We start from the raw sequence: 16,953 nt of genomic DNA, 5'->3' as shown, positions 1-16,953 counted from the left end.
TAAACTGTAGCAGGAAGGAACAGCATGACTGATGTAACTGTAAAATCGCTGGCTGCTGAGATTCAGACCTCCGTGGACCGCCTGGTACAGCAATTTGCTGATGCAGGGATCCCGAAGTCCGCTGATGACTCGGTGACCGCGCAAGAAAAACAAACCTTGTTAACGCACCTGAACCGTGAACACGGTTCTACGCCTGACAAGTTAACGCTGCAGCGCAAAACGCGTAGCACGTTAAACATCCCTGGTACCGGTGGCAAAAGCAAATCGGTCCAAATTGAAGTCCGCAAGACGCGCACCTTTGTAAAACGTGATCCGCAAGAGGCAGAACGCCTTGCCGCGGAAGAGCAGGCACAGCGTGAAGCGGAAGAACAAGCTCAGCGTGAGGCGGAAGCAACCGCCAAACGTGAAGCAGAATTAAAAGCTGAACGTGAGGCCGCAGAAAAAGCGAAACGCGACGCAAGTGATAAAGTGAAGCGTGACGCTGCGGAAAAAGACAAAGTGAGCAATCAACAGACAGACGAAATGACCAAAACCGCCCAGGCTGAAAAAGCCCGCCGTGAAAATGAAGCTGCCGAGCTGAAGCGTAAAGCGGAAGAAGAAGCCCGCCGTAAGCTGGAAGAAGAAGCTCGCCGCGTCGCCGAAGAAGCGCGCCGTATGGCAGAAGAAAACGAGAAGAATGGTGTGAATACCGTTGAGCCGACTGAAGACACCAGCGACTATCACGTGACCACTTCTCAGCATGCGCGTCAGGCTGAAGATGATAACGACCGTGAAGTTGAAGGCGGTCGTGGCCGTGGCCGTAATGCAAAAGCAGCGCGTCCGGCGAAAAAAGGCAACAAACACGCTGAATCCAAAGCTGACCGTGAAGAAGCACGCGCTGCTGTTCGCGGCGGTAAAGGCGGTAAGCGTAAAGGTTCCGCTCTGCAGCAGAGCTTCCAGAAGCCTGCTCAGGCCGTTAACCGTGACGTCGTGATTGGCGAAACCATCACCGTTGGCGATCTGGCGAACAAGATGGCGGTTAAAGGCTCTCAGGTCATCAAAGCGATGATGAAACTGGGCGCCATGGCGACCATCAACCAGGTCATCGATCAGGAAACCGCACAGCTGGTTGCTGAAGAGATGGGCCACAAAGTTATCCTGCGTCGTGAAAACGAGCTGGAAGAAGCAGTAATGAGCGACCGTGATACTGGCGCTGCGGCTGAACCGCGTGCACCGGTTGTGACCATCATGGGTCACGTTGACCACGGTAAAACCTCTCTGCTTGACTACATTCGTTCTACTAAGGTTGCCTCTGGTGAAGCGGGTGGTATTACCCAGCACATCGGTGCTTACCATGTAGAAACCGAAAACGGTATGATCACCTTCCTGGATACCCCAGGCCACGCAGCGTTTACCTCAATGCGTGCTCGTGGTGCTCAGGCAACGGATATCGTTGTACTGGTTGTTGCCGCAGACGACGGCGTGATGCCACAGACCATCGAAGCTATCCAGCACGCGAAAGCGGCGCAGGTGCCTCTGGTTGTTGCAGTCAACAAAATCGATAAGCCAGAAGCCGATCTGGACCGCGTGAAGAACGAACTGTCTCAGTACGGCGTTATGCCGGAAGAGTGGGGCGGTGAAGCGCAGTTCATCCCAGTATCTGCGAAAGCGGGTACCGGTATCGACGACCTGCTGAACGCGATCCTGCTGCAGGCTGAAGTACTGGAGCTGAAAGCGATCCGTAATGGTATGGCGAGCGGCGCGGTAATCGAATCCTTCCTGGATAAAGGTCGTGGTCCGGTTGCAACCGTTCTGGTTCGTGAAGGTACCCTGAACAAGGGCGACATCGTTCTGTGTGGCTTCGAATACGGCCGCGTTCGTGCGATGCGTAACGAACTGGGTCAGGAAGTTCTGGAAGCGGGTCCGTCCATTCCAGTGGAAATCCTGGGTCTGTCCGGTGTTCCGGCTGCCGGTGACGAAGTGACCGTTGTGCGTGACGAGAAGAAAGCGCGTGAAGTTGCGCTGTATCGTCAGGGCAAATTCCGTGAAGTTAAACTGGCTCGTCAGCAGAAATCTAAACTCGAGAACATGTTTGCCAACATGACCGAGGGCGAAGTTCACGAAGTGAACATCGTTCTGAAAGCTGACGTTCAGGGTTCTGTGGAAGCGATCTCCGACTCCTTGCTGAAACTGTCTACCGACGAAGTGAAAGTGAAGATCATCGGTTCTGGCGTAGGTGGTATCACCGAAACCGACGCGACCCTGGCTGCTGCCTCCAACGCTATCCTGGTTGGCTTCAACGTTCGTGCGGATGCATCTGCGCGTAAAGTAATTGAAGCCGAAAGCCTGGATCTGCGTTACTACTCCGTCATCTATAACCTGATCGACGAAGTGAAAGCAGCGATGAGCGGCATGCTGTCTCCGGAGCTGAAACAGCAGATCATCGGTCTGGCTGAAGTACGTGACGTGTTCAAATCACCGAAATTCGGTGCGATCGCGGGCTGTATGGTTACCGAAGGTAACATCAAGCGTCACAACCCAATCCGCGTACTGCGTGACAACGTGGTTATCTACGAAGGCGAGCTGGAATCCCTGCGCCGCTTCAAAGATGACGTTAACGAAGTCCGTAACGGCATGGAATGTGGTATCGGCGTGAAGAACTACAACGACGTTCGCGTTGGCGATATGATCGAAGTGTTCGAGATCATCGAAATTCAGCGTACCATCGCTTAATTACCGATTGTAAGCCGGGATCGCCTCGCGCCACCCGGCAATAATTTTAAAAGGGGCTTTTAGCCCCTTTTTTGTCTGGAGAATTTATTATGGCGAAAGAATTTGGTCGCCCTCAGCGCGTAGCGCAGGAAATGCAGAAAGAGATCGCGCTCATTCTGCAACGTGAAATTAAAGACCCGCGCGTCGGCATGATGACCACCGTTTCCGGTGTCGAAATGTCCCGCGATCTGGCGTATGCAAAAGTGTTCGTCACCTTCCTGAACGATCAGGACGAAGCGGCAGTGAAAAACGGCATTAAAGCGCTGCAGGAAGCCTCTGGTTTCATCCGCTCCCTGCTCGGCAAAGCGATGCGCCTGCGTATCGTGCCTGAGCTGACCTTCTTCTACGACAACTCGCTGGTCGAAGGTATGCGTATGTCCAACCTGGTGACCAGCGTGGTTAAACATGATGACGAGCGTCGTGTTAACCCGGCGGACGACAGCAAGGAGGACTAATGAGTCGTCCTCGTCGTCGCGGTCGCGACGTGCATGGTGTGCTGCTGCTGGATAAACCCCAGGGCGCTTCCAGCAACGACGTGCTGCAGAAAGTTAAGCGTATTTATAACGCCAACCGTGCGGGCCACACCGGCGCGCTCGATCCACTGGCAACCGGCATGCTGCCGGTCTGCCTGGGAGAGGCGACAAAATTTTCCCAGTACCTGCTCGACTCCGATAAGCGCTACCGCGTTATCGCTAAACTGGGCCAGCGCACGGATACCTCCGACGCGGATGGCCAGGTGGTGGAAGAGCGTCCGGTGACGTTCAGCGCGGAGCAGCTTGATGCTGCGCTGGAGAGCTTCCGTGGGGACTCGATGCAGGTGCCGTCGATGTATTCGGCGCTGAAATATCAGGGCAAGAAGCTCTACGAATATGCGCGCCAGGGCATTGACGTTCCGCGTGAAGCCCGTCCGATAACCGTGTATGAGCTGCTGTTTATTCGCCACGAAGGTGATGAACTGGAGCTGGAAGTACACTGTTCGAAAGGGACCTATATTCGCACTATCATCGACGACCTCGGTGAAAAGCTGGGCTGCGGCGCGCATGTGATTTACCTGCGCCGCCTGGCGGTGAGCAAGTACCCGGTGGAGCGGATGGTGACCCTGGAATATCTGCGCGAGCTGGTAGAACAGGCGGAAGCGCAGGGGATTGCGCCGGCAGATTTGCTGGATCCTTTGCTGATGCCGATGGACAGTCCGGCAGCTGACTTCCCGGTTGTTAATCTTCCTTTAACATCGTCCGTTTACTTTAAGAACGGCAACCCGGTTCGTACGGCGGAAGCGCCGCTGGAAGGACTGGTACGCGTGACCGAAGGTGACGAAGGGAAATTCATCGGTATGGGCGAAATGGATGGCGAAGGGCGCGTTGCGCCGCGTCGTCTGGTCGTCGAATATCCGGTCGACGCGTGACGGTGGTAACGGCTCACCTTGCGATAAGCAGGGGAGACGAGTAGAATATCGCCGCTTAACGCCTGGTAAATTGTTTAACAATCTGCGGGGCGTACATGGGATTGCTGAATTAGAGATCGGCATCCTTACATTCTTTATACTTTGGAGTTTGAAAATGTCTCTAAGCGTTGAAGCTAAAGCTAAAATCGTTTCTGAGTTTGGTCGTGGTACTAACGACAGCGGTTCTACCGAAGTTCAGGTTGCACTGCTGACTGCACAGATTAACCACCTGCAGGGTCACTTTGCAGAGCACAAAAAAGATCACCACAGCCGTCGTGGTCTGCTGCGTATGGTTTCTCAGCGTCGTAAACTGCTCGACTACCTGAAACGTAAAGATGTTGCACGCTACACCGCGCTGATCGAGCGTCTGGGTCTGCGTCGCTAATTCTTGCGAGTTTCAGAAAAGGGGGCCTGATGGCCCCTTTTTTCAACCAGACGGCAGCAATTCACTGGAAACTATTGTATTGTTGCTATAAATGATCTTCATTGCAGAGGTTCGCGCGGCTAATGAGAGGCTTCACCCATGGGGGTGTTGGTTGTCATTAGTCGCGAGGATGCGAAGAAGGTCGGGTTAAATCGACAGCACACCGGTGGTGTGCTGTCAAACATTTAAGAAAGGACAGAACTTTGCTGAATCCGATCGTTCGTAAATTCCAGTATGGTCAACATACCGTCACGCTGGAAACCGGCATGATGGCACGTCAGGCTACTGCTGCCGTTATGGTAAGCATGGATGACACTGCGGTATTCGTTACCGTTGTTGGCCAGAAAAAAGCTAAACCAGGTCAGGACTTCTTCCCGCTGACCGTTAACTACCAGGAGCGTACCTACGCTGCCGGTAAAATCCCGGGTGGTTTCTTCCGTCGTGAAGGCCGTCCAAGCGAAGGTGAAACCCTGATTGCGCGTCTGATTGACCGCCCGGTTCGCCCGCTGTTCCCGGAAGGCTTCGTTAACGAAGTACAGGTTATCGCGACCGTTGTTTCCGTTAACCCACAGGTTAACCCGGACATCGTTGCCATGATCGGCGCATCCGCTGCCCTGTCACTGTCTGGTATTCCATTCAATGGCCCAATCGGTGCCGCGCGCGTTGGCTACATCAACGACCAGTACGTGCTGAACCCAACCCAGGAAGAGCTGAAAGAAAGTAAGCTGGACCTGGTTGTTGCGGGTACTGAAGCGGCTGTGCTGATGGTTGAATCCGAAGCTGAACTGCTGAGCGAAGACCAGATGCTGGGCGCTGTGGTATTTGGCCACGACCAGCAGCAGATCGTTATCCAGAACATCAACGACCTGGTGAAAGAAGCCGGTAAACCACGTTGGGACTGGCAGCCAGAAGCAGCAAACGACGCGCTGAACGCACGTGTTGCAGCTCTGGCAGAATCTCGTCTGAGCGATGCATACCGCATCACTGACAAACAGGAGCGTTACGCTCAGGTTGACGTGATCAAGTCTGAAACTATCGCGACGCTGGTTGCTGAAGACGAAACGCTGGACGCTAACGAACTGAGCGACATCCTGCACGCAATCGAGAAAAACGTTGTTCGTAGCCGTGTGCTGGCAGGCGAGCCGCGTATCGATGGCCGCGAAAAAGACATGATCCGTGGTCTGGATGTGCGTACTGGCGTTCTGCCACGTACTCACGGTTCCGCGCTGTTCACCCGTGGCGAAACGCAGGCGCTGGTAACCGCGACCCTGGGTACTGCACGTGACGCACAGATCATCGACGAACTGATGGGCGAGCGCACTGACAGCTTCCTGTTCCACTACAACTTCCCTCCGTACTCCGTAGGCGAAACCGGTATGGTTGGCTCGCCGAAGCGTCGTGAAATTGGTCACGGTCGTCTGGCGAAGCGCGGCGTGCTGGCAGTGATGCCAGAAGCTGACAAGTTCCCGTACACCGTTCGTGTGGTTTCTGAAATCACCGAATCCAACGGTTCTTCTTCCATGGCTTCCGTGTGTGGTGCTTCTCTGGCGCTGATGGATGCAGGCGTGCCGATCAAAGCCGCCGTTGCGGGTATCGCAATGGGCCTGGTGAAAGAAGGCGACAACTTCGTTGTTCTGTCTGACATTCTGGGTGACGAAGACCACCTGGGCGATATGGACTTCAAAGTAGCGGGTTCCCGCGAAGGTATCTCTGCGCTGCAGATGGATATCAAAATTGAAGGTATCACCAAAGAGATCATGCAGGTTGCTCTGAACCAGGCTAAAGGTGCGCGTCTGCACATCCTGGGCGTGATGGAACAGGCGATTAACGCGCCGCGTGGCGACATTTCTCAGTTCGCTCCACGTATCCACACCATCAAGATCAACCCAGACAAGATCAAAGATGTTATCGGTAAGGGCGGTTCCGTAATCCGTGCGCTGACCGAAGAGACTGGCACCACGATCGAAATCGAAGATGACGGTACTGTGAAGATCGCAGCAACCGACGGCGAGAAAGCGAAATTCGCGATCCGTCGCATCGAAGAAATCACGGCAGAGATCGAAGTAGGCCGCGTCTATGCAGGTAAAGTGACCCGTATCGTTGACTTTGGCGCGTTCGTTGCCATCGGTGGCGGTAAAGAAGGCCTGGTTCACATCTCTCAGATCGCTGACAAGCGCGTTGAGAAAGTGACCGATTACCTGCAGATGGGTCAGGAAGTACCGGTGAAAGTTCTGGAAGTTGATCGCCAGGGCCGTATCCGTCTGAGCATTAAAGAAGCAACCGAGCAGTCTCAGCCAGCTGCTGCGCCAGAAGCACAGGCAGCAGAACAGCAAGGCGAGTAAGTTGCCATTTGCCCTCCGCTTTGCGGAGGGCCTATTATCAGGCAGGACGCCTTGTTAAGCCGCCGGGGGACAGGACGTTCATCCAATAGTTGTCTTCGGGAGTGGGAAATGAAGCCTTTTTTGCGCTGGTGTTTCGTTGCGACAGCTTTAACGCTGGCAGGATGCAGCAACTCTGCCTGGCGTAAGAGCGAAGTCCTCGCAGTGCCATTGCAACCGACTTTGCAGCAGGAAGTGATTCTGGCACGCATGGAACAAATACTTGCCAGTCGGGCTTTAACCGATGAAGAACGCGCACAGCTTTTATATGAGCGCGGAGTGTTGTATGATAGTCTCGGTCTGAGGGCATTGGCGCGAAATGATTTTTCACAAGCGCTGGCTATCCGACCTGATATGCCTGAAGTATTCAATTACTTAGGCATTTATTTAACGCAGGCAGGCAATTTTGATGCTGCCTATGAAGCGTTTGATTCTGTACTTGAGCTTGATCCAACTTACAACTACGCGCACTTGAATCGCGGTATCGCATTGTATTACGGCGGTCGTGATAAGTTAGCGCAAGATGATCTGCTGGCGTTTTATCAAGACGATCCTAATGATCCTTTCCGTAGCCTGTGGCTTTACATCGTTGAGCGGAAGCTCGATGAGAAGCAGGCAAAAGAGGCACTGAAACAGCGCTTCGATAAATCGGACAAGGAACAGTGGGGATGGAACATTGTCGAGTTCTACCTGGGCAACATTAGCGAAGCAACGCTGATGGAACGCCTCAAGGCGGACGCAACGGATAACACCTCGCTCGCTGAGCATCTCAGTGAAACCAACTTCTATTTAGGTAAGTACTACCTAAGTCTGGGGGATATGGACAGCGCTACGGCACTGTTCAAATTAGCGGTTGCTAACAACGTACACAACTTCGTTGAGCACCGTTATGCATTGTTGGAATTATCGCTCTTGGGCCAGGAGCATGACGACCTGGCAGAATCGGACCAGCAATAGCTGACGACATAAACATCAGCCCGTAATCTTTTGATTGCCATCACCTTAACTGGTGAGGGCGTTGTTGTTCGTCAATACACCTACTTTGAGCCGGTTCACACTTTTCAATGAAAATTGCTAATCATTTTCACGATGAGCTAAGTAGACTGGCCGCCATTAATATCGAGGCACTTGTACTACATGGCTGAATTCGAAACCACTTTTGCAGATCTGGGCCTGAAGGCTCCTATCCTTGAAGCCCTTAACGATCTGGGTTACGAAAAACCATCTCCGATCCAGGCTGAGTGTATCCCACACCTGCTTTCTGGTCGTGACGTGCTGGGCATGGCCCAGACTGGTAGCGGTAAAACTGCAGCATTCTCGCTGCCGCTGCTGAACAACATTGATCCGGACCTGCGTGCACCGCAGATCCTCGTCCTGGCTCCAACCCGTGAACTGGCTGTTCAGGTTGCAGAAGCCATGACGGAATTCTCTAAACATATGCGCGGCGTAAACGTGGTAGCCCTGTACGGCGGCCAGCGTTATGACGTGCAGTTACGCGCCCTGCGCCAGGGCCCACAGATTGTTGTCGGTACGCCGGGCCGTCTGCTGGATCACCTGAAGCGCGGTACTCTGGACCTCTCTAAACTGAGCGGCCTGGTACTGGATGAAGCAGATGAAATGCTGCGTATGGGCTTCATCGAAGACGTCGAAACCATCATGGCGCAGATCCCGGACGGTCATCAGACCGCGCTGTTCTCTGCCACCATGCCAGAAGCGATTCGTCGTATCACTAAGCGCTTCATGAAAGATCCTCAGGAAGTGCGTATTCAGTCCAGCGTTACCACTCGCCCGGACATCAGCCAGAGCTACTGGTCTGTGTACGGCATGCGCAAAAACGAAGCGCTGGTACGTTTCCTGGAAGCGGAAGATTTTGATGCGGCGATTATCTTCGTTCGTACCAAAAACGCGACCCTGGAAGTGGCTGAAGCCCTGGAGCGTAGCGGCTATAACAGCGCAGCGCTGAACGGCGACATGAACCAGGCCCTGCGTGAGCAGACTCTGGAGCGTCTGAAAGACGGTCGTCTGGATATCCTGATTGCAACCGACGTGGCAGCACGTGGTCTGGACGTTGAACGTATCAGCCTGGTTGTTAACTACGACATCCCGATGGATTCCGAGTCTTACGTTCACCGTATCGGCCGTACCGGTCGTGCGGGTCGTGCGGGTCGTGCGCTGCTGTTCGTTGAGAACCGCGAGCGTCGTCTGCTGCGTAACATTGAACGCACCATGAAGCTGACCATTCCAGAAGCTGACCTGCCAAATGCAGATCTGCTGGGCAAACGCCGCCTGGAAAAATTCGCCGCGAAAGTACAGCAGCAGCTGGAAAGCAGCGATCTGGACCAGTACCGTGCGCTGCTGTCGCAGATTCAGCCTGTTGCTGAAGGCGAAGAGCTGGACATGGAAACCCTGGCTGCAGCACTGCTGAAAATGGCTCAGGGCGAACGTAGCCTGATCGTGCCACCAGATGCGCCGATGCGTCCTAAGCGTGAATTCCGTGATCGTGACGATCGCTTCGAACGTCGTGGCGACCGTAATGACCGCAATGACCGTGGCCCACGTGGTGACCGTCCAGAGCGTGGTGGTGAAGATCGTCCACGTCGTGAACGTCGTGACGCGGGTGATATGGAACTGTACCGCATTGAAGTGGGCCGTGATGATGGCGTTGAAGTTCGTCACATCGTTGGCGCGATCGCTAACGAAGGCGACATCAGCAGCCGTTACATTGGTAACATCAAGCTGTTCGCATCCCACTCTACCATCGAGCTGCCAAAAGGCATGCCGGGCGAAGTGCTGCAGCACTTTACGCGTACCCGCATCCTGAACAAGCCGATGAACATGCAGCTGATGGGCGATGCACAGCCACGCCCTGACCGCGGTGGTGAGCGTCGTGGCGGTGGTCGCAGCTTCGGTGGCGAGCGTCGTGAAGGCGGCCGCAGCGAAGGTCGCGGTGGTGAAGGTCGTCGTTTCTCCGGCGAGCGTCGCGAAAACCGCGGCCCACGTCGTGACGAAGGCACCAGCCGTCGCCGTGACGCGTAAGCCTTACGCAACTGACGTAAAGTAAAATATACAGCCCCGATACACGCTATCGGGGCTTTTTTTATTCCTTTTGTACTCTTGTACTGGTACAGTGCGTCACATTAAAATGCAGAACCGCATGATTGACTGGAGAAAAGGCTGTATGGCGACACTAACCACCACCCAAACGTCACCTTCGCTGCTTGGCGGCGTGGTGATCATCGGCGGAACCATCATTGGTGCCGGGATGTTTTCCCTGCCCGTGGTCATGTCCGGTGCGTGGTTCTTCTGGTCGCTGGCGGCGCTGGTCTTTACCTGGTTCTGCATGCTCCATTCCGGGCTGATGATCCTTGAAGCAAACCTGAACTACCGCATTGGCTCCAGCTTCGACACCATCACCAAAGATCTGCTGGGCAAAGGCTGGAACCTGGTGAACGGCCTGTCCATCGCGTTTGTGCTCTATATCCTGACCTACGCGTACATTTCAGCGAGCGGCTCGATTCTGCACCATACCTTCTCGGAGATGTCGCTGAACGTTCCGGCGCGTCTGGCAGGGCTGTGTTTTGCGCTGGCTGTGGCGTTTATCGTCTGGATGAGTACCAAAGCGGTGAGCCGCATGACGGCGATCGTATTAGGCGCGAAGGTCATCACTTTCTTCCTGACCTTCGGCAGCCTGCTGGGGCACGTGACGCCCGCCACGCTGTTTAACGTCGCCGAAGTGAATACCTCCTACACGCCGTACCTGCTGATGACGCTGCCGTTCTGTCTGGCGTCGTTTGGCTACCACGGTAACGTGCCGAGCCTGATGAAGTACTACGGCAAAGATCCCCGCACCATTGTGAAGTGTCTGGTCTACGGCACGCTGCTGGCGCTGGGTCTGTATGTGATTTGGCTGCTGGGGACGATGGGCAACATCCCGCGTCCGGAATTTATCGGCATTGCCCAGAAGGGCGGTAACATCGACGTGCTGGTGCAGGCGCTGAGCGGCGTGCTGAACAGCCGCAGTCTGGATCTGCTGCTGGTTATCTTCTCTAACTTTGCGGTGGCGAGCTCTTTCCTGGGCGTGACGCTGGGCCTGTTTGACTATCTGGCGGATCTGTTCGGCTTTGATGATTCTGCGATGGGGCGTTTAAAAACCGCGCTGCTGACCTTCCTGCCGCCGATTGTGGGCGGTCTGCTGTGGCCGAACGGCTTCCTGTACGCCATCGGCTATGCAGGGCTGGCGGCAACTATCTGGGCGGCAATTGTGCCGGCGCTGCTGGCGCGCAAATCACGTAAACGCTTCGGTAGCCCGAAATTCCGCGTCTGGGGCGGCAAGCCGATGATTGTGCTGATTCTGGTATTCGGCGTTGGTAACGCTCTGGTACACGTGCTGTCGAGTTTTAACCTGTTGCCCGTTTATCAGTAAAACGAGGGGTTGAATCCCTCACCCCGGCCCTCTCCCATAGGGAGAGGGAAAAAAGCAAAAACTACCCCACAAGCTCCTCTTTCACCTGCATCGCCAGTTCAAACGAATGCAAACGCGCCTGGTGATCGAAAATCTGGCCGTTAACCATAATCTCATCCGCCTGCGTTTCGCGCAGCACCGCGTCAAGCCCGTGGCGCACTTTCGATTTATCGCCTACCAGCGACATGCTCAGCGCCTGCTGCACGCCATACTGCTCGGAGGCGGACCACAGCTGATGCATATTCTCCACCGGCGGCGGAAGCTGGCCCGTCTCACCGCGGCGCAGCTTCACAAACGCCTGCTGCATTGAGGTGAACAGGAATTCCGCGTCGCGATTGCTGTCGGCGGCAATGATGTTGATACACACCATCGCGTACGGCTTCTCCAGACGCTCGGACGGTTTGAAGTTCGTGCGGTAAAGATGCAGCGCCTGATGCAGCATATCCGGTGCAAAGTGGGAGGCAAACGCAAACGGCAGCCCCAGCTGCGCGGCGAGCTGTGCGCTGTAGAGGCTTGACCCTAACAGCCACACCGGGATCTTCTCACCGTAGCCCGGTACCGGGCGCACGTGCGGGTTCGGATCGCGCGCGTCGAACCAGTCCACCAGCTCGGCCACGTCGCGCGGGAAGTTGTCGATATCGCCGCTCATATGGCGACGCAGGGCGCGCATGGTTGGCTGGTCGCTGCCCGGCGCACGACCAAGACCCAAATCAATACGTCCCGGATAGAGGGTATTCAGGGTGCCAAACTGCTCGGCAATCACCAGCGGGGCGTGGTTCGGCAGCATTACGCCACCGGAGCCCAGGTGCAGGGTGGTGGTATTTGCTGCCAGATAGCCAATCAGTACCGAGGTCGCGGCGCTGGCGATGCCAACCATATTGTGGTGCTCGGCCAGCCAGTAGCGGTGATAGCCACGCTTTTCGGCAAGCTGAGCCAGACCCAGAGAGTGCGAAAAGGCTTCTCTTGCCGAGGAGCCCTGAGGGATCGGCGCCAGGTCCAGCACCGAAAACGGAATGGTTTTGTCAGTCATAACAGCTCACTTTGTCGACGGTGAATCTTTAATACTGCATTAAATAATGATAACCGTTGTTAACAAAGTGAGCCTTTTTTACGCCTGCAGCTCCAGCCCGGCAAGCCGTCTCCAGTAGCCGTTGCAGTCGCTGTTTGCCGTCAGCGGCAGCGGCGCGGCGCCGTTTTCATTGGCGCGGAAGGCGTCCAGCATCGCGAACACGCCGGTATCCAGCGGCGACAGCCGAACCATATCCACCAGCCCGTCCATCGACGCCAGCTCGTTGCCGAGGTTATAGACATAGCCGCTCATGGTCTGAATGCCGTTGAGGACAAACACCTGCTGATTCTCCTGCGACAGCATGCTGCGTCCGTTCGGGTACTTGATGCAGCAGGTTTCGCATTCGTCTTTCGGGCGGTCTTCCGAGCGCGCGGTGAAGCAGCGGGCGGAGTAGGCCAGCGGCAGATGGCCGTAGCTCAGCACTTCCACTTCAAACTGATTGCGAATGCCCAGCTCGTCGCACTGGTTAAGCAGGTTTGCCAGCCAGTCGCGCGAGAGTTCCACCGGCATGCACCAGCGCGTCATCCCCTGTTTGAGCAGCAGGCGCAGGGTGACGGCGTTGTAGCAGTTCAGGGCATGACCCGCGACAAACGGCAGCCTGCGTTCAGCGCACATGTTCACCACGCCCAGATCGCTCGCTTCCAGCAGGAACTCGCCTTTTTCAACGTAGCGCTTCAGCTCGCCCAGTTCGGACGACGCCTGCACCAGCGCGAGCGTGGAGAGCACCACCTGTTTGCCGCTGCCGGCCAGGCCTTTCGCCATATCCAGCCAGTCGCCCACTTTGGTGGCGCGGCGCTTGCTGCACACCGCTTCGCCGAGGTAAATCACGTCGGCGCTGCTGGTCGCGGCCTGTTGGTAAAAATCTTCCAGCGTCTCTTTTGGCCAGTAGTAGAGCACCGGTCCTAATGAATATTTCATGATGATCTCACTGCCATTTACGGTGATACGCGCCAAGCGTGGTTTGCGTGCCTTCGGACATCGATCCGAGCGTCTCCATCCAGGCCTGCTGTGGAGCGTAGTTCTGCGGATCCGCCATGCAGCGGTCGATGGCCTGACGCCACACTTTCGCTACCTGGCTCACATAGGCCGGGCTGCGCTGACGACCTTCGATTTTCACCGAGGCAATATTGGCCGCCAGCAGTTCCGGCAGCAGCTCCAGCGTGTTGAGGCTGGTCGGCTCCTCCAGCGCGTGATAGCGCTCGCCGTCGACCAGATAGCGGCCTTTACACAGGGTGGGATAACCGGCGTTTTCCCCGTCCTGGTAGCGGTCAATCAGCACCTCATTCAGGCGAGACTCCAGCCCCTGCGGTGTCTGCTGCCAGCGAACAAAGCGGGCAGGGGAGCAGGCCCCTACGGTATTCGGCGATTCACCGGTTAAATAAGAGGAAAGATAGCAGCGGCCTTCGGCCATGATGCACAGGCTGCCAAAGGCAAAAACTTCCAGCGGCACTGGCGTGACGCGCGCGAGTTGCTTAACCTGATGAATAGAGAGCACGCGCGGCAGCACCACGCGGGCCACGTCAAAGTGTTGATGATAAAAACGCACCGCCTCTTCGTTGGTGGCAGATGCCTGAACAGAGACGTGGCGCTCAATATGGGGATAGCGTTCTGCCGCATACTCAAGCATGGCGAGGTCGGCCAGGATTAGCGCATCGGCACCCAGCTGTGCCGCCATATCCACCGCGCGCTGCCAGCGGGCGTAGCCGTCAGGATGAGCAAAGGTATTGATGGCGATATGCAGCTTGCGGCGGTGCTGGTGAACGAAGTTAACGGCTTCCTGAAGCTTTTTCTCCGTAAAGTTGAGGCCAGCAAAATGGCGGGCGTTGGTGTCATCTTTCAGCCCGATATAGACCGCATCGGCCCCATTTTCGATGGCCGCCTTAAGCGCCGGAAGATTTCCGGCAGGGCAGAGCAGCTCCATAATTTATCCTGATGTAGTCGATCGCAAAATTGTTAACGAGCTGGGATTTTAATTAACCCATACGCGACAATTTTTGATTTAAGGCAGCTAATGGCGTATTGATGACACCAATAATGAGGTACGGCTGACGACGGTTTGTTGATTTACGCCGCTATGTTGCGCTTCGGATATGGCAAAATAGCAGGACTATAGATATCAGGGAGTAAAGCTCGTGCTGGATAAACTGCGTTCACGTCTCGTACAATTTGGTCCATCAATGCTGAGCGTGCCGGTCAAGCTGGCACCGTTCGCGCTTAAACGCCAGGTGCTGGAGCAGGTCCTGAGCTGGCAGTTCCGCCAGGCGCTGCAGGACGGCGAGCTGGAGTTCCTGGAAGGCCGCTGGTTAAGCATTGAAGTACGCGACATCGGGCTGCGCTGGTTTACCTCCGTAGAGAACGGCCAGCTGATCGTGCGCGAATCCGCAGAGGCGGACGTGAGCTTTAGCGCCAACGCCAGCGATCTGCTGATGATCGCCGCGCGCAAGCAGGATCCGGATACGCTCTTCTTCCAGCGCCGTCTGGTGATTGAAGGCGACACGGAGCTGGGCCTGTACGTGAAGAATTTAATGGATGCCATTGAGCTGGAGCAGATGCCAAAAGCGCTGCGCGTGATGTTAATGCAAATGGCAGATTTCGTTGAGGCCGGGCTGAAAACCCCGCCGGACGGTAAACACACTTCAGTAGGTGAGCCATGCTGATTCGAGTCGAAATTGGGATTGATGCGCCGGGGATCGATGCGTTGTTACGTCGCGCCTTTGCGAGCGATGCCGAAGCCCAACTGGTCCACGACCTTCGCGAAGACGGCCTGATTACGCTGGGGCTGGTTGCCACCGATGACGAAGGTCAGGTGGTGGGCTATGTTGCCTTCAGTCCGGTCATCGTTCAGGGCGAAGAGCTGCAGTGGGTAGGCATGGCACCGCTGGCGGTAGATGAAAGCTATCGCGGGCAAGGTCTGGCGCGCCAGCTGGTCTATGAAGGGCTGGACTCGCTCAATGAGTTCGGTTACGCGGCCGTTGTCACGCTGGGCGATCCTGCGTTCTATGGCCGTTTAGGCTTTGAGCAGGCCGCGCATTACGATCTGCGCTGCCGCTGGCCGGGTACGGAATCCGCTTTCCAGGTCCATCGCCTGGCGGACGATGCGCTCAACGGCGTCAATGGCCTGGTCGAGTATCACGACCATTTCAATCGCTTTTAATCAGGCTCTCGCGTAGCGCCTCAAAGGAGCCGTCTCCGGTCACGAGGCGCTCTTTCTGGCGCTTCGTCAGCTGCTTGATGCGGTATTCCAGCCTGAGCGCCAGCGAACGGTCGCCGACTGCCGCTGAGAAGGCGAGCTGTAATTCCCCTTTCCCCCGCAGCGCCTTTGCCCCTTTTCCCGTTTGATGTTGTAAAAAACGCCGCGCCACATCGGTGGTGATCCCGGTGTAGAGGGCGTTATCAGCGGTTCGGACAAGATAGAGAAACCAGCACACGGTAAACGGATTCAGTATGTTAAGGTGAACGCACCATAGCATGAGAGAGAACGAAAATGGAAACACTGGCCGCCATTAACCGCTGGCTGGCGAAGCAGCATGTTGTCACCTGGTGCGTCTGTGACGAGGGTGAGATGTGGTGCGCAAATGCGTTTTACTACTATGACCCTGAGCGCGTGGCTTTTTATGTCATGAGTGAAGACAAAACGCGTCATGCGCAGATGACCGGCCAGCAGGCAAAGGTGGCAGGCACGGTAAACGGCCAGCCGAAAACGGTCGCGCTGATCCGCGGCGTGCAGTTTAAAGGGGAAATCCGTCGTCTGGATGGTGAAGAGAGCGACGCGCGCCGTAAGCTCTACACGCGCCGCTTTCCCGTTGCCGCTGCGCTAAAAGCCCCAGTGTGGGAAATCCGCCTCGATGAGCTGAAATTTACCGACAACACCCTGGGCTTTGGCAAGAAGCTGCACTGGTTACGCGCCGAGCAGGCGTAGCGCTTCGCGGTTAAACGCCGGGAGATCGTCCGGGGTTCGGCTGGTGATCAGCTGGTCTTTGTCGTTGACCACCTCCTGATCGTAAAACTCGGCCCCCGCATTTTTCAGATCGATAACGATCGGTTTCACGGCGGTCAGCTTACGCCCGCGGACCACTTCTGCGCTGATGAGCAGCTGCGGGCCGTGACAGATGGCAAAGACCGGTTTGCCGGTCGAGACAAAGTCTCGGGTGAAGGTCACGAAGCGCTCGTCCCCGCGCAGGGAATCCGGGGAATGGCCGCCGGGTAACAGCAGAGCGTCGAAATCTGAAGGGCTAACGTTATCGATGGTCTCATCGATGGTCACGGTCGCTTCGCCCTTATGGCCTGTCACCGTTTTGCCTGCCTCTTTCTCAATGGTGATGACCTCATGTCCCGCCTTGCGGAACGCCTCTGCTGGAGAGGTGAATTCTGAATCTTCAAACTCGTCGGTAATCAAGACTGCGATTTTCTTGCCCATGCTTCCTC

At 55.9% G+C, this 16,953-nt stretch carries 17 protein-coding genes; 12 read left to right on the top strand and 5 right to left on the bottom strand.

Annotated features, from left to right (window positions below):
* Positions 1-24: 24 nt before the first annotated feature.
* From infB to mtr, 9 genes are all read left to right on the top strand, one after another.
* Entirely contained in the window at positions 25-2,712 is a 2,688-nt protein-coding gene (infB, locus tag NI40_RS19635; protein ID WP_029739629.1) for a translation initiation factor IF-2, read from the top strand.
* A gap of 89 nt (positions 2,713-2,801) precedes the next feature.
* Positions 2,802-3,206 carry a 30S ribosome-binding factor RbfA gene (gene rbfA, locus NI40_RS19630; RefSeq protein WP_003024988.1) on the top strand — a complete coding sequence of 135 codons (405 nt, stop codon included), beginning with the start codon at positions 2,802-2,804 and terminating at the stop codon, positions 3,204-3,206.
* A complete protein-coding gene (truB, locus tag NI40_RS19625; protein ID WP_039260428.1) occupies positions 3,206-4,156 on the top strand; it encodes a tRNA pseudouridine(55) synthase TruB in 951 nt (316 codons plus the stop codon). The genes rbfA and truB overlap by 1 nt, the downstream gene beginning before the upstream one ends.
* A 154-nt stretch (positions 4,157-4,310) precedes the next feature.
* Positions 4,311-4,580, top strand: coding sequence for a 30S ribosomal protein S15 (rpsO, locus tag NI40_RS19620; protein WP_003861789.1), 270 nt, complete (start codon positions 4,311-4,313; stop codon positions 4,578-4,580).
* A 242-nt stretch (positions 4,581-4,822) separates the two neighbouring features.
* Positions 4,823-6,961 carry a polyribonucleotide nucleotidyltransferase gene (gene pnp, locus NI40_RS19615; RefSeq protein ID WP_024906369.1) on the top strand — a complete coding sequence of 713 codons (2,139 nt, stop codon included), beginning with the start codon at positions 4,823-4,825 and terminating at the stop codon, positions 6,959-6,961.
* Positions 6,962-7,069: 108 nt separating this feature from the next.
* Complete coding sequence (nlpI, locus tag NI40_RS19610) at positions 7,070-7,954, top strand: lipoprotein NlpI (RefSeq protein ID WP_023309331.1); 885 nt, start codon at positions 7,070-7,072, stop codon at positions 7,952-7,954.
* Positions 7,955-8,061: 107 nt separating this feature from the next.
* Positions 8,062-8,142 carry a protein YrbN gene (gene yrbN / locus NI40_RS24030; RefSeq protein WP_097397692.1) on the top strand — a complete coding sequence of 27 codons (81 nt, stop codon included), beginning with the start codon at positions 8,062-8,064 and terminating at the stop codon, positions 8,140-8,142.
* The gene (locus NI40_RS19605) at positions 8,135-10,033 is read left to right on the top strand and encodes a DEAD/DEAH family ATP-dependent RNA helicase (RefSeq protein ID WP_039260432.1); all 1,899 of its coding nucleotides are present in this window, start codon (positions 8,135-8,137) and stop codon (positions 10,031-10,033) included. The genes yrbN and NI40_RS19605 overlap by 8 nt, the downstream gene beginning before the upstream one ends.
* A gap of 142 nt (positions 10,034-10,175) precedes the next feature.
* On the top strand, positions 10,176-11,420 hold the full coding sequence (gene mtr / locus NI40_RS19600; RefSeq protein WP_039260524.1) for a tryptophan permease: 1,245 nt from the start codon (positions 10,176-10,178) through the stop codon (positions 11,418-11,420).
* A gap of 61 nt (positions 11,421-11,481) precedes the next feature.
* Here mtr and NI40_RS19595 read toward each other — a convergent pair whose 3' ends face one another.
* The 3 genes from NI40_RS19595 to ubiU all read right to left on the bottom strand — a co-directional run bounded on the left by NI40_RS19595 (position 11,482) and on the right by ubiU (position 14,449).
* Positions 11,482-12,489, bottom strand: coding sequence for a luciferase-like monooxygenase (locus NI40_RS19595; RefSeq protein WP_039260433.1), 1,008 nt, complete (start codon positions 12,487-12,489; stop codon positions 11,482-11,484).
* Positions 12,490-12,567: 78 nt separating this feature from the next.
* A complete protein-coding gene (locus NI40_RS19590) occupies positions 12,568-13,446 on the bottom strand; it encodes a U32 family peptidase (RefSeq protein WP_039260526.1) in 879 nt (292 codons plus the stop codon).
* A gap of 7 nt (positions 13,447-13,453) precedes the next feature.
* The gene (gene ubiU / locus NI40_RS19585; protein ID WP_023309326.1) at positions 13,454-14,449 is read right to left on the bottom strand and encodes a ubiquinone anaerobic biosynthesis protein UbiU; all 996 of its coding nucleotides are present in this window, start codon (positions 14,447-14,449) and stop codon (positions 13,454-13,456) included.
* Positions 14,450-14,660: 211 nt separating this feature from the next.
* Here ubiU and ubiT point away from each other — a divergent pair, with 211 nt between their 5' ends.
* A complete protein-coding gene (gene ubiT, locus NI40_RS19580; protein WP_032642325.1) occupies positions 14,661-15,185 on the top strand; it encodes a ubiquinone anaerobic biosynthesis accessory factor UbiT in 525 nt (174 codons plus the stop codon).
* Positions 15,179-15,682, top strand: a complete 504-nt coding sequence (locus tag NI40_RS19575; protein ID WP_023309324.1) for a GNAT family N-acetyltransferase — start codon at positions 15,179-15,181, stop codon at positions 15,680-15,682. Before ubiT ends, NI40_RS19575 begins: the two co-directional genes overlap by 7 nt.
* Here NI40_RS19575 and NI40_RS19570 read toward each other — a convergent pair.
* Positions 15,669-15,998 carry a GIY-YIG nuclease family protein gene (locus NI40_RS19570; RefSeq protein WP_023309323.1) on the bottom strand — a complete coding sequence of 110 codons (330 nt, stop codon included), beginning with the start codon at positions 15,996-15,998 and terminating at the stop codon, positions 15,669-15,671. The two genes, NI40_RS19575 and NI40_RS19570, sit on opposite strands and share 14 nt — an antisense overlap.
* Before the next feature lie 14 nt (positions 15,999-16,012).
* Between NI40_RS19570 and NI40_RS19565 the strand changes: the two genes are divergently transcribed.
* Positions 16,013-16,447: a YhbP family protein gene (locus NI40_RS19565; protein WP_032659732.1), complete on the top strand. Its 435-nt coding sequence runs from the start codon at positions 16,013-16,015 to the stop codon at positions 16,445-16,447.
* Here NI40_RS19565 and NI40_RS19560 read toward each other — a convergent pair.
* Positions 16,427-16,945 carry a type 1 glutamine amidotransferase domain-containing protein gene (locus NI40_RS19560; RefSeq protein WP_023333577.1) on the bottom strand — a complete coding sequence of 173 codons (519 nt, stop codon included), beginning with the start codon at positions 16,943-16,945 and terminating at the stop codon, positions 16,427-16,429. The genes NI40_RS19565 and NI40_RS19560 overlap by 21 nt on opposite strands.
* Positions 16,946-16,953 lie beyond the last annotated feature (8 nt).

The organism is Enterobacter sp. E20 (assembly GCF_000801755.2).
GTDB lineage: Bacteria > Pseudomonadota > Gammaproteobacteria > Enterobacterales > Enterobacteriaceae > Enterobacter > Enterobacter asburiae_B.
Note: the sequence above shows the minus strand (reverse complement) of the source record. Positions and strands in the feature narration are given on the sequence as shown.